21 protein-coding genes are annotated in these 24644 nt (G+C 35.7%); 11 read left to right on the forward strand and 10 right to left on the reverse strand.

Features of this window, described 5'->3' with window-relative positions; genetic code table 11:
* Positions 1–14: 14 nt before the first annotated feature.
* Positions 15–2885 carry a T9SS type A sorting domain-containing protein gene (locus tag HNS38_RS10795; RefSeq protein WP_172346445.1) on the reverse strand — a complete coding sequence of 957 codons (2871 nt, stop codon included), beginning with the start codon at positions 2883–2885 and terminating at the stop codon, positions 15–17.
* Positions 2886–2991: 106 nt separating this feature from the next.
* Positions 2992–4437: a T9SS type A sorting domain-containing protein gene (locus HNS38_RS10800; RefSeq protein ID WP_172284849.1), complete on the reverse strand. Its 1446-nt coding sequence runs from the start codon at positions 4435–4437 to the stop codon at positions 2992–2994.
* A 708-nt stretch (positions 4438–5145) separates the two neighbouring features.
* Here HNS38_RS10800 and HNS38_RS10805 point away from each other — a divergent pair.
* The 5 genes from HNS38_RS10805 (at position 5146) to aroA (ending at position 10709) form a co-directional block, all read left to right on the forward strand.
* Complete coding sequence (locus tag HNS38_RS10805) at positions 5146–6006, forward strand: prephenate dehydratase (protein WP_172279231.1); 861 nt, start codon at positions 5146–5148, stop codon at positions 6004–6006.
* Positions 5990–7150: a pyridoxal phosphate-dependent aminotransferase gene (locus tag HNS38_RS10810; protein ID WP_172346446.1), complete on the forward strand. Its 1161-nt coding sequence runs from the start codon at positions 5990–5992 to the stop codon at positions 7148–7150. Before HNS38_RS10805 ends, HNS38_RS10810 begins: the two co-directional genes overlap by 17 nt.
* On the forward strand, positions 7150–7992 hold the full coding sequence (locus HNS38_RS10815; protein WP_253939374.1) for a prephenate dehydrogenase: 843 nt from the start codon (positions 7150–7152) through the stop codon (positions 7990–7992). Before HNS38_RS10810 ends, HNS38_RS10815 begins: the two co-directional genes overlap by 1 nt.
* 159 nt (positions 7993–8151) lie before the next feature.
* Positions 8152–9237, forward strand: a complete 1086-nt coding sequence (locus HNS38_RS10820) for a bifunctional 3-deoxy-7-phosphoheptulonate synthase/chorismate mutase type II (RefSeq protein WP_216663695.1) — start codon at positions 8152–8154, stop codon at positions 9235–9237.
* 215 nt (positions 9238–9452) lie between these two features.
* A complete protein-coding gene (aroA, locus tag HNS38_RS10825) occupies positions 9453–10709 on the forward strand; it encodes a 3-phosphoshikimate 1-carboxyvinyltransferase (protein WP_172279225.1) in 1257 nt (418 codons plus the stop codon).
* On the opposite strand, the gene HNS38_RS10830 is transcribed toward aroA, so the two are convergent.
* From HNS38_RS10830 to HNS38_RS10845, 4 genes are all read right to left on the reverse strand, one after another.
* On the reverse strand, positions 10706–11281 hold the full coding sequence (locus tag HNS38_RS10830) for a hypothetical protein (RefSeq protein ID WP_172279223.1): 576 nt from the start codon (positions 11279–11281) through the stop codon (positions 10706–10708). The two genes, aroA and HNS38_RS10830, sit on opposite strands and share 4 nt — an antisense overlap.
* Positions 11282–11357: 76 nt before the next feature.
* Positions 11358–12482, reverse strand: a complete 1125-nt coding sequence (locus tag HNS38_RS10835; RefSeq protein ID WP_172279221.1) for an acyloxyacyl hydrolase — start codon at positions 12480–12482, stop codon at positions 11358–11360.
* Between the two features lie 94 nt (positions 12483–12576).
* Positions 12577–13074: a hypothetical protein gene (locus HNS38_RS10840; protein ID WP_172279219.1), complete on the reverse strand. Its 498-nt coding sequence runs from the start codon at positions 13072–13074 to the stop codon at positions 12577–12579.
* A gap of 164 nt (positions 13075–13238) precedes the next feature.
* Positions 13239–15245 carry a DUF4139 domain-containing protein gene (locus HNS38_RS10845; RefSeq protein ID WP_172279217.1) on the reverse strand — a complete coding sequence of 669 codons (2007 nt, stop codon included), beginning with the start codon at positions 15243–15245 and terminating at the stop codon, positions 13239–13241.
* Between the two features lie 134 nt (positions 15246–15379).
* On the opposite strand from HNS38_RS10845, the gene HNS38_RS10850 reads away from it, so the two are divergent.
* Positions 15380–16843 carry a M28 family peptidase gene (locus tag HNS38_RS10850; RefSeq protein ID WP_172346448.1) on the forward strand — a complete coding sequence of 488 codons (1464 nt, stop codon included), beginning with the start codon at positions 15380–15382 and terminating at the stop codon, positions 16841–16843.
* Here HNS38_RS10850 and HNS38_RS10855 read toward each other — a convergent pair.
* From HNS38_RS10855 to HNS38_RS10865, 3 genes are all read right to left on the reverse strand, one after another.
* Positions 16840–17532: an NUDIX hydrolase gene (locus tag HNS38_RS10855; protein ID WP_172346449.1), complete on the reverse strand. Its 693-nt coding sequence runs from the start codon at positions 17530–17532 to the stop codon at positions 16840–16842. The two genes, HNS38_RS10850 and HNS38_RS10855, sit on opposite strands and share 4 nt — an antisense overlap.
* A 72-nt stretch (positions 17533–17604) precedes the next feature.
* Positions 17605–18681, reverse strand: coding sequence for an alanine racemase (locus tag HNS38_RS10860; RefSeq protein ID WP_172279211.1), 1077 nt, complete (start codon positions 18679–18681; stop codon positions 17605–17607).
* Between the two features lie 4 nt (positions 18682–18685).
* Positions 18686–19789, reverse strand: a complete 1104-nt coding sequence (locus HNS38_RS10865; RefSeq protein ID WP_172279209.1) for a PQQ-binding-like beta-propeller repeat protein — start codon at positions 19787–19789, stop codon at positions 18686–18688.
* 116 nt (positions 19790–19905) lie between these two features.
* On the opposite strand from HNS38_RS10865, the gene HNS38_RS10870 reads away from it, so the two are divergent.
* From HNS38_RS10870 to HNS38_RS10885, 4 genes are all read left to right on the forward strand, one after another.
* Complete coding sequence (locus tag HNS38_RS10870) at positions 19906–21126, forward strand: DUF418 domain-containing protein (protein ID WP_172346450.1); 1221 nt, start codon at positions 19906–19908, stop codon at positions 21124–21126.
* 214 nt (positions 21127–21340) lie between these two features.
* A complete protein-coding gene (locus HNS38_RS10875) occupies positions 21341–21709 on the forward strand; it encodes a porin (protein ID WP_172279204.1) in 369 nt (122 codons plus the stop codon).
* A gap of 145 nt (positions 21710–21854) precedes the next feature.
* Positions 21855–22094, forward strand: a complete 240-nt coding sequence (locus HNS38_RS10880; protein WP_172279202.1) for a hypothetical protein — start codon at positions 21855–21857, stop codon at positions 22092–22094.
* 75 nt (positions 22095–22169) lie between these two features.
* On the forward strand, positions 22170–22946 hold the full coding sequence (locus HNS38_RS10885) for an SGNH/GDSL hydrolase family protein (protein ID WP_172279200.1): 777 nt from the start codon (positions 22170–22172) through the stop codon (positions 22944–22946).
* A 98-nt stretch (positions 22947–23044) separates the two neighbouring features.
* On the opposite strand, the gene HNS38_RS10890 is transcribed toward HNS38_RS10885, so the two are convergent.
* Positions 23045–23644, reverse strand: a complete 600-nt coding sequence (locus HNS38_RS10890; RefSeq protein WP_172346451.1) for a hypothetical protein — start codon at positions 23642–23644, stop codon at positions 23045–23047.
* Between the two features lie 284 nt (positions 23645–23928).
* Between HNS38_RS10890 and HNS38_RS10895 the strand changes: the two genes are divergently transcribed.
* A complete protein-coding gene (locus tag HNS38_RS10895) occupies positions 23929–24573 on the forward strand; it encodes a hypothetical protein (protein WP_172346452.1) in 645 nt (214 codons plus the stop codon).
* The last annotated feature ends 71 nt before the right edge of the window (positions 24574–24644 follow it).

The following is a 24644-nucleotide window of genomic DNA, read 5'->3' on the forward strand; positions in this document are numbered from 1 at the left end:
ATAATTCGTTTGTATTATCTCATAATCGTCATCTTTTTAGAATCTGTTATTTGTCCGTTAATACTTATTGAATAAAGATATATTCCATTTTTCAAACCATTTGCATCAAAATCAATATAATGAATGCCTTTAGTTTTTGTTCCCTCTATGTATGTCTTTATTAATTGTCCAGTATAATTGTAAATACTTATCTGCACATTTGATTCCTCCTCCATTTTATAGTAAATCTGAGTAGTACCATTAAAAGGATTCGGATTATTTTGCAATAGCCCTCCTGCTTCTAAGACATCAATATTTCCTTTTAAGGTAGTGCTCATTTTCTCTTCAGGAATTAATGATAAAAGAAAGTCTCTATGTTCAAAAAAATGATTTTTTGATTCTGGTTTAAACTCTACTAACTTACCGGAATAGTTAGATTTATCACCTTCATTTTCCATCAAAAAGTAAACATAACCCAAATCGATTATTGCAAATATACTGTCTTCTATTGTTTCTGGATTAATGATAGTTGCCTCAAAAAAGTTAATTGCTTCTTGATAATTACCTAATTTTATTTCGCAAACATTTACAAGACGAGTTGCCAAATTTGCAAGAGTTGTATCAAGTACAATACTATCGGTTGTTAGAAAATATTCTTTCAATAACGAGTAATCGTTAGTAGAAAACTTTTCTATATTAATTAATTCTTTCATAGCAGACTCGGCATATTTTGTTTTGGGGTACTGCTCAATTAGCAATTGAAATGTAGCTTTTGAATTTGAGTATTGCTGATCGTCAAATTGTTCTTTTCCATCAAAATACATTTGCTCGGCTAATCCTATTGGAATTGGAGAACCATTAGGGCACCAAGTTGGACTATATGTAAAATACTCATATGGATATAAATCTTCACTAGCTACAAAATTATTATTTGCTGTCCAGCAGTTATATCGTATATCTTTTTGATTTATTTTACCTCCTGTAGGATAGGCGAAATATAATAACGGATCGCTTGGATTACCAATATTATAGTCGTCAATAATAGCGTTATACCGAAAATACCATGGGAAACTGTATTTTGAGATATACAGCTCATAGCTGGTATTATTTGTTATATAATTCATTTCGTTATACGAAGTAGCATTATAAGCACCATACATTGCTACGTTACATTTATTATTTAAACGAATGCCATATGCATTATTGTGAATATGATTCATTGAAATGGACACCTTTGAATCGTAAGCAGTAATACCAGTTAAATTAGAATTGAATATTTCATTGTTATGAATATGATGGTAGTTCGCCATATTTCCATCGCCCGACTGCCATAGCTGAATACCATTATAAAAACCATTCATGGTATTGTTTTCTATACGATAATTATCGTAGTTGCAAAGATCTATGGCGGCCATAGTAATATCTGTTGTGAAATTACAATTAGCTACTATTGCAGTTTTGTCATTTTCATCGGTATTTTCAATATAAAGCCAAGTACGGCTAAAATCAGAATTTGTATAAGTTACTGTACCTCTATGAGAACGTATAATATAGCAGTCATCAAAATTACAATCATTAACAATAAGATTATCGCCATAATTATGCATGCGAGCTTTTGTAAAAATAGTTTGATTAAGTGTAGTGCTTGCATTTTGATTGTTGATATGTAAACCGCCAAAATATCCTGAATTACCCGATCGGTTAAAATTGACATTATTTCCTATTTGAATATTGCCTTCTACGATGATTTTGTTAGATGAATTTCCACTTATGCTTACGTTGTCTTCTATAATTAAAGTTGCTCCAGCATCAACAATCAAATTAGCATTATTTAGTAGATAAACATCAGCATTGGAAAATAGTTGAAGTTGTTTACCGGGAAAGACATGTATATCTTTCGAAATTCCTATCAAACCCCGGTATGATTCATTATCTGTAATATCCACGTGGAGTAAGGTTGGGTATTCTAGTGAAGTATATTCTCCAATGTCACCCTCATCGGATAGTAAGGATTCTGCATCTGGATTATCTTCCTGATCATCTGCCCATTCCCATATTTCATATAAACTAAGATAATTATCGTTATTTTCATCGGCATCAGTATAAGGAGTATCGTCATATTCAAGGTTGCCGGTTGGGGATGAACCATTAGCAACGGAAAAAACATGAAAAAAAAACTCGCCATGGTGATATGGAATATTATTTATAATTTCATTTTCAATTTCCGGGGTATCATTTGCTCTCCAAGCACTTTCTTCTTCCTCACAAGCTGATTGGAAAAAGGTAGTAGGCCCTTCAAGTTCATCGGCAAAACCACCTGAATGACATTGCTCCATCCAAAATGCTTTCTTGTTAGCCTGTATTGGATTTACAAGTGAAGCAAAGTCGTCGTCAGTAATGACACCATCAATAAGATGAAGCGTAGCATTACCATTTACAAGACCTCCGTGGTCAAATGTCCAAACTAAAAGAAAATCATCGGGTGTTATCTGGGGAAAATCACCTGTTCCATTAGCCAGACCATTGAAAACAGTGTTTACATTGGCTATGCTTGCAGAATAATCGGTTACGGTTTCAGTAGGATCAACTGGTTTGTATCTGGCAGCAATATTTGGATTAGTAACTGAGTAATCTTCTCCTCCAGCAAACAGTACAATAATATTCTCCTGTGAAAAACCTTTTTCCTGCAGCATTTCCCACATTAAATAGGTGTCGTTCCAAAATTCGTCGTAATCTTCAGGTTCATCCTTGTTAATACCTCCATTCCATAAATCACTCTCAGGAATGGAATTTTGAGTGGCAGCATAATCACCGGTAATTAAGACAGCATACTTTTTCTGTGCATTTGCTAGATGGCTAATGCCGAAAGCCATAAATACTACAAATAAAATTTTTACTTTAATCATAATTTCTAAATTTGCGACTCAAACTGGTTGCTGGAGCAGTATGATTTTTTCTTTCGCGATGATTAGTCATACTTGCTCCTTTTAGCCGGTTTTGTCAGTTAACTTTTTATTTTATTATTTCCACTAAACGTGTTATAAATTGCCTGCCAGTTTGCAGACGGATTAGGTACAAGCCGCTTTTAACCTCCTTATTGTTTTTATCTGTACCCTTCCATATAATTTGATACTTGTTAGGCGTTTGTTTTTTTTCTAATAAAGTGTTTATTAATTTACCCTGTATATCATAGATTTTTATTGAAATGAGTTCTGTTTCTTTTATTGAATATGAAATTGTTGTATGAGCTTTTGTGGGATTGGGATAAATATTGTATAAATCAATGACTATGGGGCTATTTTCTACACTGGTTGTTATTTCGTGTTTTCTTATTACGATAGGTATGTCAGGGTTAGGGGAAGAGCTATACGCTTTGGCACTTACAAGATATAAATAATTAGCTTTACTAATTAATTTATTACCATAATTTCCAAAATCACCTTCATCAATTATTTCTCCCACCCATTCATTATTCAGTAATTGATAATGAACCAATCGATATCCATCTTCAAATTCTTCGTTATCAATAATGTGGGTTTTGTTGTTTAAATCAACAATAATGGCTTGCTCGCTTGCATCTTCAGCTAATATTATCGGATTTGACCAATTAGTACCGTCAAATTTTGTAAAGAGCGTTCCGTTATCTGGAGGAATATTGTCATTTATCATTTGTCTCCAAACAATTTGGGGGTTGTTATCATTATCAAGTGTGATATCATTTCCCGCCCAGGCATCATAATCATAACTTACTTGCAATAAATCCGACCATGCATTATTCCAATATGTGCAATAAACTATCCTTTGATCATAAGCAGACTGACCCTCAAAATACCTATAACCGGAACAGTGTATCTTATTTGTATTGTCAACTACTGCTCTTTCCAAATAATAACTATCATTATTATTATATGGGATTTGTATTTCACCCCAAACACCATTTTCCAACACTCGGTAAAATGTAGTTCCATTTTGGAAATCATGAAACCAGAAGCAGTATAGTTTATCGTTGTGGTCAATTACCAGTCGATTGTGCCTGGCTCCGGTCCAAGCAATTGAAACAGTATCATAAGAACTCCACATATTGTCTTCATATTTCCTGTATACAATAAGTGTACCTCCTGGGTTGATTACATCATAATCGTAAGTTAAATGCAAATTGTTTTCTGAGTCGGCCACAATATGTGGGTTTTCCATCCAAAGACTAGTGTTTTGTGATACATTTTCTGGTGTGCTCCAAGTCTGTCCATCATCAGTAGATTTACTGTAATATATATGCTTATAGTTTGATTCAACTTTATAACTCCATACGCAATGTATAATTCCTAAATTGTCAATACAAAAGTCGGAATTATTATTTACACCTTGCAAAGTGCTTATTTGTATTGGTTCTGTCCAGTTTTGTGCAATAGTATTTATTGTTAATGTACTTAATAATAATATGTATAGTATTTTTTTCATTTTAATAAGTTTTAAAAAATATATCTATTATTGACATTTTAATATTCACTTTAGCCATTTCATTATTTATTTGGTGTCAGCCCTAATTTAAGCTCTTTTGGCTTTCTCTTTGTTTGTTTTGTGGTTTGAGAAAACCAAATGTGCTTAAATGTGCTGTGGGCTTTCGCCTTGTTGCCAACTTGTTTATATAAGTAAGTTTCTTCAGTATACTTGCCGCCATATGAGTAGGTATACTGAAGTTTGGTAAAATTAACCCAAATACCTATACCACCAAAAGGATGTACTTAAAAACTTTCAATTTATTCAAATTATGATTGACATGTAATCTCTTAGAAATTAAAATTTTCACATTTCTAAAAAAAACCATCTCTCATTCCAAAAAAAAGTTCTTTATTTGCAATCAGAAACAAACAACATGATTTTAAACATTGCTACATATTTTTATTTCTTCTTTTATTGGACACAATAAGAGCGGGGAATTTATATGTAGTCATACAAAATATAGAGCCCCTTTTTGAAAGGGGCTTTTTTTATGCAAAATATTATGAATTTATATAGCAGCATTTTTTCTTATTTCTTTTTCTGGTATTTCTATTATGGAAACACCCGAGACTGTATTGTATAGAAAAAATGAATTATACAAATCAAAGCGTCTCGGGAAAATATCCTGAGGCGCTTTTTTTATTTAAGAATACTTAATCAAAAAAAATGGTAGTAAGCATACAAGGAATTAAAGGGGCATTTCATCAAGAAGCTGCTGAAGAATACTTCGGACAGAAAACAGAGATATTACCGCAAGTCACCTTTCAGGGTTTAGTGGATTCGGTGAGCCATGAGGAGGCTGAATTTGGGATTATGGCTATAGAAAATACCATTTCGGGTACCATTCATAATAACTTCAACTTGATTCGTCAAGCCAACTTGCAGATTATAGGTGAGGTATATTTGCGTATTGAACAAAACTTGGTAGCACTCCCCGGAACTCGTCTCGACCAACTCACACAAGTAGAATCACACTATATGGCCATCAATCAATGCCGTGAGTTTTTCCGAAGCCATCCTCATATTAAACTAGTGGATGCAGAAGATACCGCTATGAGCATGAGAAATATTGCGGAAAACAATCTTCAAAATGCGGGAGCCATAGGTAGTAGATTGGGTGCAGAGCAATATGGTCTGGAAATCATAGCTCCAAGTATTGAAACCAATAAGCAAAACTATACTCGTTTTCTCACCCTAAGAAAGCGAGGAGGGCAAAGTCCAGAAGATTTCAATAAAGCTTCATTAGCACTTTTACTACCACATCAACAAGGTAGTTTGGCAAAAATCTTAAGCATTATTGATATTTACGGAGTCAATCTGAGCAAAATAGAATCCATGCCTGTTATAGGAGAACCTTGGCACTACCTCTTTTACATCGATGTGCTTTTTGATAAAGTGAAAATATATCAAGATATGTTACAAGCCATCCGCCCACTCATAGATGAGCTGCATATTCTAGGTGAATACCCTTTTGGACAAAAATCATTTAATAATATTAATAATACCGATTATGACACCAGCAAATAGACTACAAACTGTAGAAGAATACTATTTCTCTAAAAAAAGAGAAGAGATTCTAGCTCTGGAAGAAAAAGGCATGAATATCATCAATATGGGAATTGGAAATCCTGACCTTCCTACTCATCCACAGGTGATTGCAGAATTGGAGCAAGCGGCTTCTGAAATGGGCGCCAACTATTACCAATCCTATAAAGGATTGCCTGAGTTGAGAAATGCTTTTCAAAATTGGTATCTGAAAACCTATCAAGTTCAGCTGAATCCTGAAACAGAGATTTTGCCTTTAATGGGTTCCAAAGAGGCCATCATGCACATCCACATGGCCTTTTGTAATCCAGGTGATGAAATACTGATTCCCAACCCGGGTTATCCTACCTATGCCTCAACGGCCAAACTTTTGGCAGTGAATGTAAAAGAATATGGTATAAAAGAAGAGCATAATTGGCAACCCGATTTTGAGGAGTTAGAAGGCCTTGTTAATGAAAAAACCAAAATTCTTTGGATGAATTATCCTCATATGCCAACTGGTGCAAAAGCTCAAAAAGAAAGCCTAAAATCTTTGGTGGCCTTTGCCAAAAAATATCAAATACTATTGGTGAATGACAATCCATATAGCTCCATTTTAAATGATGAAGCCATAAGTATTCATTCTTTTTGCGATAGAAACGACCCTGTTATTGAGCTCAACTCATTAAGCAAATCCCATAATATGGCGGGCTGGAGAGTAGGAATGGTTTCCGGAAAAGCAGAAATCATTAACCATATTTTAAAGGTAAAAAGCAATTTTGATTCTGGGATGTTTAAACCCATTCAGAAAGCAGCTATAAAAGCCATGGATTTAGGACAAGTTTGGTTTGATAGCATCAATGCGGAATACGGCAATAGAAGAGAAAAAATTTGGAGGATGCTAGATATTTTAGAATGTGAGTATAAAAAAGATGGAGCTGGGCTTTTTGTTTGGGCTAAGATTCCCAAGTCTTTTGAGTCGGGTGAGAAATTTAGTGATCACCTACTTTATGAAAAGGGCATTTTCGCTAGTCCGGGGAGCATATTTGGCAGCAATGGGAAACAATACATCCGTTTTTCTTTATGTGCACCTCAAGCAGACATAGACCAATCCATGGAGCGTATCACACAAAAAACTACCGCCTAATGAAAGTTTGTATTATAGGATTAGGACTCATGGGTGGCTCTATGGCCATCGACCTAAAAAAGCGAGGATTTACCAAGCATATCATAGGAGTGGATAATAATAAGCTTCATGCCCATACCGCAGAGAAACTAGGCTTAGCTGATGAAATATGTGATTTAGAGGAGGGTGTAAAAAAAGCTGATTTAATCGTATTAGCCACTCCTGCCAATGTGAGTTTACATCTGCTTCCGAAAATCTTAGATATGGTGGAAGAACAAGTCATTACCGATGTGGGGTCCATTAAAAAGAACATCTGTGAACGAGTAAAGAGTCACAGCAAAAGAAGTCAGTATGTAGCAGCCCATCCAATGGCCGGTACCGAACATTCCGGACCATGGGCTGCTATTCCTAATCTCTTCGATGCCAAGGCTGTTATTTTTACAGAAGCCGAAAACAGCAGTAAAGAAGCTATAGAAATGGTGAGTCAACTCTACGAAACTCTAAATATGCCTATAGTTTATATGAGCGCCAGCAATCATGATATTCATGCAGCTTATGTGTCTCATATTTCTCATATCAGCTCCTTTGCTTTGGCTTTAACAGTTTTAGAAAAGGAAAAGAATGAAAAGAATATTTTCAATTTAGCCAGTGGTGGCTTTGATTCCACGGTAAGATTGGCCAAAAGTTCAGCTGAAATGTGGACGCCCATTTTTGAGCAAAATTCAGAGAATATAACGGCTGTTTTGGATAATTACATTCAGCAACTCCAATTATTTAAAGAAAATATCCTCCAAAGAAAAACGGAGGATTTAAACCAAATGATAAATAAAGCAAATAGTATTAAACGCGTTTTAAAAGCCTAAATAGTGTTCGGCTATAAAGTCAGACTTCATTGTTGTTGCTCAAAATCCAAATCCTCAAATACTCCAGTATTCTGCGGTTTGAATTTCTCACACGCCTCGAACCTTAACTTTATAGCTCAAACACTCAACTTTATAGAAAAGCTCTAAATAAAAGATATTATGGAACAACATATAGAAATTAAAAAATTAGAAGATTGGGGAATCAGCTCCATAGAAAAGCCACTATTCATTTCAGGCCCTTGTAGCGCTGAAACAGAAGAACAAGTGGTCAATACCGCCAAAGAATTAAAGAACACTGGAGTTCAAGTGTACCGAGCCGGAATCTGGAAACCTAGAACCCGCGCCAATACCTTTGAAGGAGTAGGTAGCCAAGGATTAGAATGGCTAAAAACGGCAAAGCAAGAAACTGGTCTACTCACTTCCACCGAAGTGGCTCAGGTAAAACACGTTTATGAAGCCTTAAAAGCTGGCGTTGATATCATTTGGATTGGGGCTCGAACCTCTGCAAATCCGTTTGCTATGCAAGAAATAGCCGACTCTTTAAGAGGCGTTAATATTCCTGTTTTTGTAAAAAACCCCATTAATCCTGATGTGGAGCTGTGGATTGGAGCCATTGAGAGACTCAATCAAGCAGGAATTGATAAAATTGGAGCCATTCACCGAGGATTCTCCACTTATGAGCAAAGTCTATTTAGAAATATACCTAAATGGCAAATCCCCATTGAATTGAAACGCCGACTTCCAAACTTACCTTTGATTTGTGATCCAAGTCATATTGGTGGTAGAAGGAGTCTTATTCAAAGTTTATCACAAAAGGCATTAGATTTAAATTTCGATGGATTGATGGTAGAAGTACACCCCGACCCAGATTGTGCTTGGAGCGATGCCAAACAACAAATTACTCCAGCAGCTTTTGATGAAATGCTTGAGAAATTAGTTTTCCGCCAAGTAAAACCAGAGAATGTGAGTTTGGATGAATTGGAGGATTTACGTTATAAAATAGACATATACGATCAAGAAATCATCAAGATAATTGGTAAGAGAATGGAGGAAGTGGAAGCCATTGGTAGGTATAAAAAAGAGAATAATATGACTGTCTTACAATCGAAGCGATGGGATCATCTTTTAGATAAAAACATTAAAAAAGGAGAAGAAGCTCAGTTGAGTCCAGAAATCATTGCGGCTGTATTTAAGGCTATACATCAGGAGTCTATTAACAAACAAACACAGATTCTAAATGGTTAATTAGAAATTCAGACTTCTTCGTTACGCTTGCACATAAAATGGTCATTTACAACAGTAAACTCACATTTTAATGACTGCACAAGCCTCGAATTTGAGATTATAATTAAGCTATTTAATATCGAGCCGACCAGGTAAAAGAAAAACGCACCCATTTTTAGTCTCTTCATAATAGATAAGGCTTAGAAAGATGACAACCCCCAAAAAAAACTAGAATAATGAACAAAACAATTTATCCTTCAAAATATCAGCGTGTTGTTAAAGCACCCTCCTCAAAAAGTTATATGCAAAGAGCTATCGCTATAGCTTTATTAGCTGATGGGGAAACTCAGATTAGTAATGCCGATTTTAGTAATGATAGCATGTCCATTTTAAAAGTAGCAGAGCAATTGGGTGCTGAGGTTCATATTTCTGGTGATCAGGTATGTATTTTAGGAAAGCGAGACTTCAAAGGAAAAACCTTATCGGCTGGGGAGTCTGGCTTGGGTATTCGGACCTTCACTCCTATTGCTGCATTATTCCCTCAAACCATAAAGCTTACTGGGGAGGGCTCGCTATTAAAACGCCCTATCAACATGGTAGAAACTCCTTTGAGAGATTTAGGAGTAACAGTGGAAAGTCATAATGGATATCTTCCTCTTACTGTTTCTGGGCCCTTAAAAGGTGGAGTAGCAGAAGTTGACGGGAGTATTAGTTCACAAGTCCTCACAGGCCTACTGATTGCCCTACCCATGGCAGAAAACGATAGCCTTTTAAAAGTCAATAAACTCCAAAGTATTCCCTATATCGACATGACTTTAGACATCCTCAAAGCATTTGGAGCCCAAGTGGAGCAAGAGAATTACGAAACTTTCAAAATAAAAGGAAGCCAAAAATACAAAGCCAGAAACTATAAGATAGAAGGCGATTGGAGTGGCGCGGCTTTTCACTTGGTGGCTGGAGCCATTGCTGGTGAAGTAGATGTAAAAGGCTTAAACCCTCAATCACTTCAAGCAGACAGAGCCCTACTCGATGCATTAGAGAAATCAGGTGCAAAAGTTGAAATCTCTGAGGAGTCTATAAAAATCAGCAAAGCTCCCTTGCAGGCTTTCGATTTTGATGCCACCCATTGTCCTGATCTATTCCCTCCTCTGGTTGTTTTAGCAGCAGCTTGCAAAGGTGAAACAAGAATAACAGGCGTCACAAGATTGTATCATAAAGAAAGCAATAGAGCTTTGGTTCTTCAGCAAGAGATGGGGAAATTAGGCATAAAAATAAAACTAGATGGAGATGTGATGATTATAAAAGGAGGAGAAATCAGTGGAGGAAAAATCCATTCCAATAATGACCATAGAATTGCCATGGCAGGTGCAATTGCTGCATTAATTGCTTCAGGGCCCATTGAAATTGAACATGCAGAGGCTATTAATAAGAGTTATCCTGGTTTTTTTGAGGATTTAGGGTCGTCGACCCCTTTAGCGGGTCGACGAACCTAGTCTTCTAGAAGATACCTCCGTATTTTGAAATCTTCATGACGGAAATTGTGGTACTCAACAAATTCTTCCTTGTTGTTGAATATCTGAAACACCTTTTCTCTAGCAACAATAGTATCTTCATCAGATAACATGGCTGGATAGGAACTGAATTTATAATCTCTGAAGTTTTTCACTAAGTCATGCTTTGCAGCATTGTGATTTACATAAAATATAAGCCTTTTTAAATAGTCCTCTCTTCTGACCAGAATCCTTCTAAATGGTTTCATGAATAATCCTCCGATTCTATCCTTTCGCAAATTAACTTTGTTGGTATAACTCACGATGAGGCTTCCTATTTGTCTACTAAATTGATCTCCATTTTCATCATTCACTCGTAATACAAAATGGTAATGGTTGGGTATAAGACAATAGGCATATAAATCGCAGTAATCATAAAGGTATTCAATAAATTTATCCAGAAACATATAATAATCCTTCTCTCGAAAGAATACTTTCTGATGATTCAATCCTCTATTATAGATGTGATATACATTCCCAGGTTCGATGCGCGTTAAAATCTTTTCTGAGGGCATGATATTTTTTTGCCATAAAGATAAGGAAAAAAAGAAAGCTTTAGGGTCGTCGACCCTCTTAAGAGGGTCGACGACCCTAGTAAATCGTATACCCAACAGCCCATTCAAAATAATCAGCAGCACCGGCATGAGCTTTTATAGTAACTCCCGCAAAGAAATGATCAGTGATGCGATAGCGCATACCTACTCTTTCGTAATACACTGTTTTTTCATCGTTTTCTTCATTGCGATGTAAATAGAAACCGATAGCGATTGGCACATATAATTTCTTTGTTAAGGCCCACTCCCAAGAACCAGTAAGTGCATATGTATAGGATTTGGAAAAAGTAGATTGATCTGATTTATTTCTATAATTGGATTTATCAGAATAAAAAATATCCAAACCAGCTCCAATTCTATATTTATAATTAATCTGTCTTAAGAAATCGATAGTTAAAGTAGTTTTCAAGTAGTTATCTCCTCCAACTTGATAGTTCTTACTTCCCACTCCAAGAGCTACATTCACCAGGTTATGTCTTTCGAATTTCGGGATAGGGCGACCTTCTTTAACAACCTCCACTTTGTCCATCTTATAACTTACACCAACTGTTATAGGAATTAGGTTTAAACCGTAGTTTGGTTGCTTGAAAGAGCCATTGGAAAAATGTTTGAATCCGAAAGAACCATTAGCTGACCATCGGTCATTAAATTTATAATTAGCTACAAAAGCTAAATGTACATAACAGTTTTTATAGGAACCTACGAATACATTGGTTGGGTTTTTAATAGGGTCGTAAGGATTGAATTTATAAGATAAACCAAATGCTCCAGAATAAGAGAAAGACCATTTTTTGAGGCCCTCAAATTTGAGGGGGATGGTTAAGAAGAAATATACCGCTCCCGGATTTCCGATGTCGGTATTATGGAAAGTAGAGGTATAAAGTCCAACTCCAAAATAAGGACGACGATATACATTACTATAAATATCATCTGCATTAGCATTACGAAACCCCAAACGTATATCTGCACCATTATAATAGGATGCATCCACCACTTGCTGAGAAAATTCAGTATTATTACCCAACATGGCACCATTCTCAAATCTTAGATCAAAGGTTTTTGAGAACTTCTTAGTTTTAACTTTAGCCTCCTCCGTTTGCGCATATACCGAAAAGGATAAACACAAGAATAGGATAGCAAGTATAAATTTGGATGATTTCATTATTTAATATTTGATTTTGTTAGAACAAAGATATTAGAATACTGGAATTAAAAAAATCAAACTCCCTATTCTGATAGTTAAGGTAGAACTTCAATTAAACCAATAAAGTCATTCCTAAGGCTATTAAGAAAAGCATATTTCTAATCAATAAGCCCTTTCCTAAAACATGATTTTCTTGCCATGATTTACTGGCAATAAGAAAACCGGTGCTAGTGACTAGAGTGATAATTGAAATTGATACCATTTTCTCAGAACCAGCTATACTTGCGATGGCAAATAACAAACCAACACTTCCAATGGAAAAGGCCAAATAATTAAGCTTCGAGAGAAACAAAATCATTCCTTGTGATTGTAGTATAGACTCTGACTCTTGAGAGTCCTCAAATTTATAGGTTCTGAATGCCAATAAGAAATAGCTCATTGATAATAATATTCCTCCAAATGCCATTACATAAACTATAGCATTTGTATAAAATATCAAAATGCCTAAACCAAATATACCCAGCGCTATTTTCTCCAATAGCTCTATTTTCTCAATCTGTTTATCAACGATTTTTGATAGGACCAACATTGGTGTTTCTTGATTACTCATAAATATTAATATTTGTTGTTAAATAATTCTGGCATCGATATTTCTTTCAAAAGGCAAAAAAAAGGTCAAGGGTTACCGACCTTCCAAAAAGGTCAAGGGTTGCCGACCTTCCAAAAAGGTCAAGGGTTGCCGACCTTCCAAAAAGGTCGACAACCCTTGATCGGCTAATCAAGATATAATTTTGAATATTTTGGATAGCGAACAGTATAAGTCACCTGTAATTCAACAGAGGCTTTAGGTTCAAGCTCCAAATCCCATGTGAGTTTTCCTGTTTTCGGTTCAGATTTAGCACCAGAAACTTCAATCAATTCAATTTCAATATTCTGATTGATGGCAAGTGGAAACTGGTCTTCTAAAATCACTTTTACAGCAGTGTTTTTATTATTCTTCACTTCAATATCCCAACTTAGGGTTTCTAGAATGCTCTTGCCTAATACTTTTCTTTCTAGTCTTTCTTTATTTCCTTTTCTGGTGACCATAATATCTCTATCTCTTCCTAGAGAAACATCCAAAGTATCACCTGCATAGGAGTCACTAATATAACTTTCTCCAACATAGGTGCCGCTATAATAGATATTCGATTTTCCGGAGAGCAAATTTAAATCTGTCCAATTGGGAATTTGTGCGGTTAGAAAAACATCATCATCCAATTTAGGAATAGCATAGTAAACGTAGTCTACTGGGACTTTTACTTCTTTAATCTTTAGGCTATAATCTTTCCCATCGGAAAGAACGGTGAATGGCGTTTTAACCTCATATTCTAGATTGCTCAACTTTTGCTTTACATTTTCTGTAAGATAGTTTTCTGTTATAATGGAACTATTGGAACCTTTACTCCGATCTGAAAGATTTACACCTCCAACTGTTGTTACAACAGATGAAGCATTTCTATTTGGCCTACGAGCATCATCATTAAATGAAAATGTGCCGCCTGTTGTAGTCTCATCTTTAGATATTAATGGTACTTCATAGGCTATAATTTCTACCGCGTCCAAATTTATTTCTCGAGAATTCATTTCAACATCCAAAAAATTAATTTTTCCTTCTTCTACAATCACATACTCAACTATAACTGGCTGATAACCAATCGTACTTGCCTTAAGCGTAAACACACCATTAGGAATAGGTTTCATAGTATAATTCCCATCAAAATCTGTTGATGTACCAGCAATTTGAGTACCATTATATTCAAGAATAACATTTGTAAAGGGAACCGGTTCATAAGTCTCAGCATCAACTAATTGTCCTTTTAACGATGCGTTTTTTTCAGTTCCAAGAACAGTAGAATTATATTTATTTTCTTTTGCCTTTCTCTTATCAATAAACCAGTCCTCCAACTCGGGCTTGGCACTCCCCAAACTTGGATCGCTTGTGGACAAAGTCAAAGCTACCTCTTTCCAATCTTCGCCAGAGTTTTGATAAATAATCGCATTATAATCAATGGCTAAAGGCTCGCCTAATTCTTTCACCCTAAAATCGTAAACAGGTTCCCAAGCTGCGGCGGTTAAATAATAGCTTAGCTTGAAAGTTTGCTTTAAAACCTCTTTCTCATTTTCTAAAAGAATATAAACTTGACTATACTCTTTGCTCCCTTCCATTTTGATTTTAGACCTCTTATTATCTAAGTCCACTATCTCTTCTTTTATATTATCCAGTTCCAAATCAAGTGCTGAAACCTTTTTACTGATCTCGGTCAGCTTGGTTCTATAAAATTCTGCGCCAGCTTTAATTTCGGCTATGGTAGCTCCTTTATCACCACCTAACACACCATTATTTAAAATAAAATCCTTTTCCATTTGAAAGACCTGCTTTTCAATTCTATTGTCTTTTATCTTTTGCTTCAGATTTTTAATTTCTAATTCAATAGCTTTGATTTGAGCTCTATCATCTACTTTTTTTGAACGCCCATTCTCTAACTTCACCGACAATATTTTGGCATTCTTCACATTACTCACTAGCAAACTCTGATGATTAAATTGAACCGGTAATTCATCAACTAATAATAATTGCTTGCCTTTCTTGGCATTAAAAGTGACTTCACGACTCACTTCTGCACCACTAAAAAACAGATTGACTTCTTTAATTTTTGACTCTGCAATTAAGGTATCAGAACCTTGAGCAAAAGCTCCAAAGGTAAATAAGGATAGAAATAAAAAGAGAATATTCTTCATGAGATATGGTTTTACAATGTGTATACTACAGCAGTCAAATATAATATAAAGATTAATAGGATAAAACGAAGAAGAAAAATTATACATAACGATTATTTTTATCTTTGACATCCTCAAAAACACATCAACTATCTATGAAAAAACACATCCTAACTTTTTTAGTCATCCTCATCAGTGGAATTAATGTTATTGCACAAGTTGAAGTTTCAGCCGATTCATTAAAAAAACATGTTTATGTGTTGGCTAGTGATTCCTTAGAAGGTAGAGGCCTCTCCACTCACTCAGGATTAAAAGCCGCTCACTATATTGCTGGCTATTTTAAAGAATTTGGTCTAGAAACCATTGGAGACTCTTATCTGCATCCTTTTAATACCTATTTCAGCACCACCAATCTTGTTGGTCACAACGTAATTGCTCTGATTGAAGGAAGTGATTCCAAATTAAAAGATGAATATATCGTTTTGGGTGCACATTATGATCATGTATCCTTTTATTATAATTCTAAAGGCGAAAAAATTATCTATAATGGGGCCGATGATAATGCATCGGGTACTTCAGGTGTGATAGAACTGGGGAGGGCATTAAAAGAAAATAGTCATTTATTGAAACGTAGTGTTATTCTCATTGCATTTGATGGAGAAGAAAGTGGGTTGATTGGCTCTACTAAGGTATTAAAACAGGAATTCTTTCCTGCTGATGATATAAAGCTAATGATGAGTATCGATATGATAGGTCGATATTCGGAGAGCCAACAATGCGTGATTGGCGCTATGGCTAGTGTTAATGGAGGACATGACATCTTGGAAGAAGTGGCCAAAAACCATCAAATCAAGATTAAGAATTCCGGTAAGAAAGTATCACAAAGAACCGATTCGGGGCCATTTGGAGATTTTGGAATTCCTGCACTTTATATTTCTTCGGGAATTGTTGGCCCATACCACAAACCTCAAGATGATGCAGAAACCATCGACTATAATGGCATGAAGGAAATAACAGAGCTTCTTTTCGACTTGACGATAAAGTTAGCGGAACAAGAAAAACTAGAGCCAAGTAAATATCTAATCGCACAAACAAAAAATGGAGGAGTCCCAAGACTCAGATATGGTTTAAAAGCCAGTTTTGGAAGTAGCCATCATCATTATTCAGATGACTTTTATAATGGTAAAAACAAATTTAGCTATGAAATAGGTCTGATGACCCAACTAAAAATTACCAAAAACATTTCTTTACTACCCGAAGTACTTTACTCTTCAATGGGAAGCGGATTCCCTGATGGAAACTTCAGAACACAAAGCATCAGTACGCCTGTCAGTTTAGTATTGGCTTCTGGAATGGGACAAATGAATAGTCGTTTCTATGTTTCAGCAGGAGCTTACTATTCCTATCATTTTTCTGGAAAAGCAGGGGGAGAATCCTTAGATTTTGAAAATCGATTCCACCAATCAGAAACAGGCTTAGTATTTGGAATAGGACTGGAAGTGAGCTCCATATTTGTGAGTCTAAACTTCAAGAATGGCTTCTCCGAAATTATGAAAGAACAAGATGCGCCAAAGATGAGTTCCCGAGCTAGTTATTTTACGATTGGGTATATGTTTTAAAACAAGAAATCATATCCCTTTAATGACATCTTAGCATACTTATCTTCATCAAATTTATAAAGCTTAGATTCTTTTCCATTTATTGATTCTACTGTCTTCTCTAAGTCAACGAGTAAATTGGAGTTAAAAATCTTTTTCCTGAAATTTCTTTTATCGAATGACTTGGACAGTGCTTCTTCGTAAAGCGCCTGTAGTTGCGTAATGGTGAACTCTTTTGGCAAAAGGTTAAAACCAACCGGACGACGTTTTACCCTTCTCTTCAATCTCTCTTTGGCAAAATCGATGATATCATTGTGATCGAAAGCCAAATCGGGAATTTCATCGTAAGGAAACCATTTCAATCCTGTTTTCGACCATTTCATGGACTCATCACTATCATATCTGATTAGCCCATAATGACCAATATTGACAACCCTTCCCAGAGGGTTACGAAACACCTTACCACTGGCATTGAGCTGTTCAATATAGGCTTCTTCGTTCCCTATAGATTCCTCCAAGAGGTGTTTGACACAAATATCGATACTTTCATCTGGTTTTATATATTTCGAGGGTAAAATATAGGCTCCTTTATAAGGGTTTTCATCTTTTAGTTTCAATAGTACGTGGAGTTTTTCCAAGTCGAAACCAAAAATAACTAGAGAGGTAGCTAGAGCTACATTAAAATACTCTTCAATGTCTTTTCGTTCCATGATATTAGTTTTTTGGTGCTACAAATTTAGTAAATCACAGAAATTGAAGAAATTAAATAGTGCTAAAATATTCTAATAAGTACGAAACTTAGATATTTGCCGACTGTCTTCTGTTAAATAATAGGCATTTAAATCCGCTGTCATGCAGCTATGAATGGGGATAATATCTAAAATATCTCCAATTTTTACTCTTTTGAGAAAGGCTTCAGAAACCCTGATAATTCCATGCTCTTGACTTAGGCTTATAACAGGAAATCCATTTGCTATACTTTCATTTTCATAATGGGCCCAGCCATAAATGGTTTCTTTTTGGTATTGTATGGAATCTTTTGAGAGATGAACTCCACCACCATAAATGGCAATTTCTGTTCTTTTGAGGTAAATACCAATGACCGGACATTTTACTCGTACTGCGATTTCCTCTTCTGCACAAGCCCCTATAGCATATTGCATAAAATCGTAGAAGATGAAATTTCCGGGGCGCCACTCGTCAATCCCATCAAACTTGTCGGCGAAATTACTCGAAGGGGTATCTCCCATGCTGAGGATCATTTGAGGATATTGCTCCATATATTCCTTCTTAAGCTCCTCCATGTTTTTTCTGGCTTCCTCAAAAATACTTCTTCCTTTTTTAGCATTTAATGAATGATAGCTATTGCCGGTATGACTTAAAAATCCAGAGAATTCCAGATGTTCAGTAACATCAATCTTTTTGAGGAGGCTATTGATTAAAGTTCTGTCTTCATAATAAACCCCGCTCCTTCCATATCCCGTATCAATCTCTATAAAAACAAAAATGGGAGAATAGGTTTCTTGAGCCAAACGAGTGAGGGTTTCCAAATGGTCAACACATAAGGATAATTTCACTTGACTAGCTATTAGATTCGCTTTTTGCATTTCTCTCACATTTAGAGGAATAGCCACACAAATATCTTTCCATCCATGGTTTACAAATTCATAAGCCATATCTAATGATGAGCAAGTACACTTGTCAATGCCTTCTTGTCTGAACCATTCCGCTATTTGAGGAGATTGATGCGTTTTAAAATGAGGTCGAAAATCCATTTCATGCTGCTCACAAATAGCCTTCATCTTCTGAATATTCTTTTTAGCCTGAAGGGTGTTTAAAGTTAAAGTTGGGCGAGTCATTTTTCTATTTTTTTTCGGTGAAACAAAATATACTACCATCTTGAGCTGCCACGATGATCATCTTCTTATTGATTGCAGGAGTTCCAATAATAGGGCTACCTATTTCGTAAGACCAGAGCCTCTCCCCTGTTTCAATATCAAGAACATATACTCTCCCATCAGTGGAGCTTACCAAGACTTTATCATGGGCAATAATCGGTGAACTGTCTACCTTTCTCAGGGTTTTAAATTTCCACAAAACATCTCCACTTTCTGTATCATAACAATAGACATATCTGTTTTGAGAACCAATGATGGCTTTACTTTCATTAACAGCAGGAGAACCCACAAAAGAGCCTGTTTGCTCGTTCTTCCAAATGATCTTCATTTCCTTTAAATCCGTTTTAAAAAAAGTTCCATCGTAATTTCCAAAATAGGCATAATGTTCATGAATGGCAGAAGACGAAGCAATATAAGTCCCCATCATAATGGTGTCTTTTACTTTCCCTGTATAAACATCCACCAAATGAAGGTAGCCATCACAGCCTCCAAAAATGGCTAGATTTTCATAAATGGCAGCAGCTCCATTTATATAATTATCGGTTTCATACTTCCAGAGGAGCTTTCCGGATTGAGCATCCACAGAATGAAGAAAGAAATCGTAGCTGCCGAAGAGAATTTGTTTGGTTTTTTGGTCGGACGAGTATGCCCAATTCACCGAGCCTGAAATCTGACCTTCGGTTTCATAGCTCCACTTTTCTTCTCCAGTTTTGGCATCAATAGCATAAAGACCCCCCTCCAATGAACCAATATAAACCAATCCATCTAAATACATGGGTGGTGCTTCAAAACTGGTCTCCACTTGAAACTTCCATTCCTGCTCACCCTTCTTATTGAGGGCATATAAACTTCCATCATCACAGCCCACAAATATCAAATCCCCTCCAAAAACTGGCGAACTCTTGATCACATCATTTGCCTTAAAAGTCCATTTCACTTCAAGCTGATCGGCTATCTCAACATTTGTGACTCCACTTAAGTTTTGGTCTCCTCGGTTAATATTCCAACCAAAGGATTGACTAAAATTCAATAATGGAAGGAATAACAAAAGAAAAAGTATTGGTTTCATAAACATATCTTTTGCCTCAAAATTACTCAATTTTTATGCATGACAATAGAATAGGCATTGTCATTTTTTTACTATACTTGTAAAATATCTAAAAACCCAAAACAAAATTAATGTTTATGCCCACCAAACAGTCCCCTACCAAAGGAAAAAACAGAGTAGAAGCCATTGATGCACTCAGAGGATTCGCCGTTTTAGGAATTTTACTGGCCAATATCATGAGTTTTAGTGGCGTTCGGTTTCTCCCTTTTACAGAGATTAAACTATGGCCCAGCTTCGAAACCGATTTGATGATTTATAAGCTTATCGGAATTTTTGTCGACACCAAGTTCTATACCATTTTCTCGCTTCTTTTTGGAATTGGTTTCTATTTTCAGTTCCATAAAAACAGAAATAACCAAGCTGAGTTTATGCCCATTTATTATCGAAGACTCGGGTTTTTAATCCTTTTTGGAGCTATTCATAGCTTCTTCTGGTCTGGCGATATTTTAATGATTTATGCTTTCGTTGGATTTCTTTTCACCTTGTTCAGAAACCTAAAACCCAAACAACTATTCACCGTTTCTGCTCTTGCATTTATGATGCCCTTACTTATTGACATCTTTATGCTGATGTGGAAACCTGGATTTATGAATCCTGAAAAGAGTTTGGCCTTAAAAACCTATTTAGATATCGAACCCACACAACTCGTAGAACCCTTTATGAATGGCAGCTTCTGGGAAGTCACAAAAATGAATTGGCATAACTTGCTTTGGCGCTGGTTCGATTTATTGCCTTCTGGGCGTCCATTTAAATTACTATCACTGTTCATTTTAGGTTATTACTTAATGTACACAGGCTATTTTCAAGAGAAAGCACATTCTGTGAAACGCCTTGTCATCTATTCTATTTTAGGTTTGGGGCTCACCCTCTTATCGAAACAAGTAGGTGGCAGCATGGGCCAATTTCCTAGCACTTGGAACGATATCCTTTATAAATTCCTATTCAGTTTTGGGCAGATAAATATGGCTTTTGCCTATATCTCCATTATTACCATCCTCTATAAAACCAAGATAGGAGAAAATATGATGTCGGGATTAAAGTTTGCTGGAAGAATGTCGTTTACCAGTTACCTCAGTCATACTTTCTTTGGCATTTTAATTTTCTATCCTTATGCCTTAGGATATTTTGGGAAGATTACGCTATGGCAAGCGGAAATCATTGCTGTTATTATTTTCATTTTACAAGTGTATTTGGCTAAACTTTGGTTAAAGTATTACACTTTTGGTCCATTAGAATGGCTATGGAGGAGTCTAACTTATGGAAAATTTCTATCGATGAAAAAAGAGGACAAAAGCTAGAATCATGAAACTAAAAGTTATATTCCTGATCTTAATTAGTTGGAATTGTATTCACGAGTTTTGCACAAGTAGAACAAGATGATACTACAAGCACCAGCAGTATCATCACTATTGAGAAACAAAAATTGTTTAAGAACATAGATGTATTGATGCATTTTCGTTCTGGTTTTACCAGTCGGTTTCAAGACGGAACACACCTTTCATCAAATTTAGTATGGAGCAATTCAGATTGGAAATTAAGGCTTATGTTCATGAAAAATTTTCCATTTCAAACAATAGATATACCTTCACCTTTGAACCTCAATCTATTGATAATATTTTTAAAGGCCTTAACTTTGCCTTTCTACGCTTCAATATTGCTCCAAAATGGCAACTTACTGTTGGTAAAACCTGGGCCGGCTGGGGAGGAATAGAATTCGGTTTAAACCCGATTTATGTATATGGATTTTCGGATATTATTCAACAAGCCGACAACTTCTTTGCTGGAAAAGAAGGAAAAGAGTTTGCCAAGTTAGCCAGTGCCACCATTCGCGGAGTAGTTCAAAGGTGTTGGGAACGACCGTATTGCAGACCATATTCTTAAGTATTGCTTTATTTGCCATTGGTTTTCCAGCTGCAGGAGTAGTATCCCTCATCATTCTATTCATAGCTATCATTCAACTGCCGCTAGCCTTTATTATTTTGCCAGTCATCATCGTGTATTCAGCTATGCCAACACCACCCCCGCTGTGATTTTTGCCATTTGGAGTTTGGCTTGGGCCATCAGCGATTCTTTCATTAAACCTATCTTAAAGTGTAGAGGAGTTAATATTCTTATGTTGGCTATTTTATTGGGAGCTACTGGCGGGATGGTACTTGGTGGAATTATTGGATTATTTATTGGTGCGGTAGTTCTGGCTTTTACCTTCAAAACCTTTCAGGCTATATTCATGAGGAATGAAGAACTTGCTGAGCAATCAGAAAGCTAGAACAACACCATTTTTAAGGGATTTTCACTTTTCAGAATCGAGAAAATGAATCACCTTTGTAGCTAAATATTGTTTATGAAACCTCAGACTAAATATATACTTGCCGCTCCTTTGGTGCTTCCCATTTTACCTATCATCTATATCCAAGGAGAAATCATTAAAAGAACCGTTCCTAGATTGCCCGAAGCCACAGGAATAGAAGGAAATGTAAAAGTTAATTCTGATAAAAGCCTCCGTTTACTATGTATTGGTGAGAGTAGTATGGCTGGTGTAGGAGCAGAAACCCATGAGGAGGCCATTGGAGGAACTATTGCCAAGGAAATATCGAGCCGATTAAATACTAATGTCTATTGGAGAGTTTATGCTAGGAATGGCTATACAGCAAAACGAGTTCGATTTAAGATCCTTCCTAAAATCACAGAACGGAATTTCGATATCATAGTGATTGCTTTGGGCGCAAACGATTCCTTTGCTATGAATAGCCCTAAGACTTGGCGAGAAAATATCATTGCGCTTTTAAAAGACACACAAGCACTATTTCCCAATACACCCATCGTATTTATGAATATGCCTCCCATCAAAGAATTCCCAGCTTTTAGCAGGCTTATTCGTTTTTCAGTGGGGAATTTAGTGGATATGTTAGGAAAAGAACTCGACGAAACCATCAAATCATTTGATGATGTATATTTCTCACAAGAACTGATCACCGTAGAATCTTGGAAAAAGAAATATCAAGTAGAAGGTAAAGCTTCTGAATTTTTCAGTGATGGGGTTCATCCATCAAAATTTACTTATCAGGTTTGGGCTAAGGATGTTGTGGATTTTATAATTGAAAAAAAGATATTAAAATAATGCTCTGTTTATTCTTAGAACAGTTATTACAAAAGCGATTACACGAAGAAGCACAAAGGATTCACTAAGTTCCACAAAGAAAATAAATCAACTTGATTCTATTCCCCACAAACTATCTCATAAGACTCTCTATCCGCCATCAAACCAATATATAATTCTATCACTTGAATCTCTGCATCTTGTGGAGTTTCGAATCTAGAGTCATTATTAGCAATCAATTGATAGAGTTCATTACAACGTTCTGTATTTCCTCTATCTTTTTCGGTGATGGCTTTCATCCAAAGGCTGGCCACTTTATAATCTTTATTATTAGAGAATTCTTGTTCTATAAAGTGAGTGATGGCTTCATCATGTTTGCATTCCATTAAATCTACATAGCCTAGCATATTGCTTTCTCCATATTTGTCAATCAAGAAGTCTACTTCACTTTGCAGTTGAGGATTATCTGAGCTTCCATTCACAGCTCCTGCCACTGCTCCTATTCCTGCGCCTATCATAGCTCCACCCACTACTCCACCAAAACCTCTCCCAAATACTAAACCCGATAGTCCTCCAATTAGGGCCCCATGGCCTATTGATTTACTGATTTGTGCATCCCTTTGACTTTTTGCACTAGATTGAGCATTGGTTTGCAAAGTAAAAACAGCCAATAAGCTGATTAGAAAAAATGATTTGAGGATGCTTGATATTTTCATCATTGTGGGCTTGATTAGTTTTGAGTGTAAAAGTAGATGAAATTGTTTTATGATTAAAAATAAGATTCCACGCAAAGGGGGCAGAGGAAAAACATGCAAAGGTCGCAAAGTGGTAATTCATAATGATTTCCAGTCATTGATTATCTGAATTAGTCTAATTGGCTCCATCCACAAAAATTAGTAGACCATCATCAAATCAAACTATTAGCTCCCCTGGGACAATAAAAAAGTTTTAAAATTAGCTCTTACTAAAATCAATATGGCTTGCTTTTTGTAAGAATAAAAGCATGAAAAGACTCCTACTCCTAATAATATTACTACCTCTTTTATCTTGTGAAAAAGATATTGAAACAGAGAATGAAAAAGCTATTGTTGCAACAATTCATTATTTAGAGGAATCAAATTTCTTAAATGGAACAGTATTCCCTAGGTTGGGACCACCTCCTCCATATCCATTTCCCGGAACAGAACTAGACTCCACAGTATTGAATCAACTTATAAGAAATGATCGTGTATATAGAGAAAACATAAAATGGTATTATTTAAGGAGAATAAATACACCTATTCAAGATAGTTCCTATATTTTCTTATCAATGTCAGATAGTTTATTTTCAAATTATAGTTGGGCAACTATAAAAAACAATGATAATAAGATTTATCATTTTCTCATTGATAGTTTAAAATCAAACAGTAAAGAAAGGACAAAAGCTAGAGTTAAAAAATTAAATACAAGCCTATATATGAAGTATCGTTTAAAATCATTTTCTGAATTTGACAATGAATTTAAAGATCTATTCTATAACATGTATCCTTTTTTATATGGTGGTCATATTCGTTTTTCAAGGTTCTTCCATGATGATCAACTTGGAATTATTATGTTTGAATATTGGGGATGCGAAATGGATTGTGGCGTTGGGTTTATTGCTCTATAAGAGAAACAAGAAAATTGGAAAGTAGTAAAATTAGAAAGACAATGGATTAATTAGTTAATTCAATTAGTGAA

Source organism: Lentimicrobium sp. L6 (genome assembly GCF_013166655.1).
Lineage (GTDB): Bacteria > Bacteroidota > Bacteroidia > Bacteroidales > UBA12170 > UBA12170.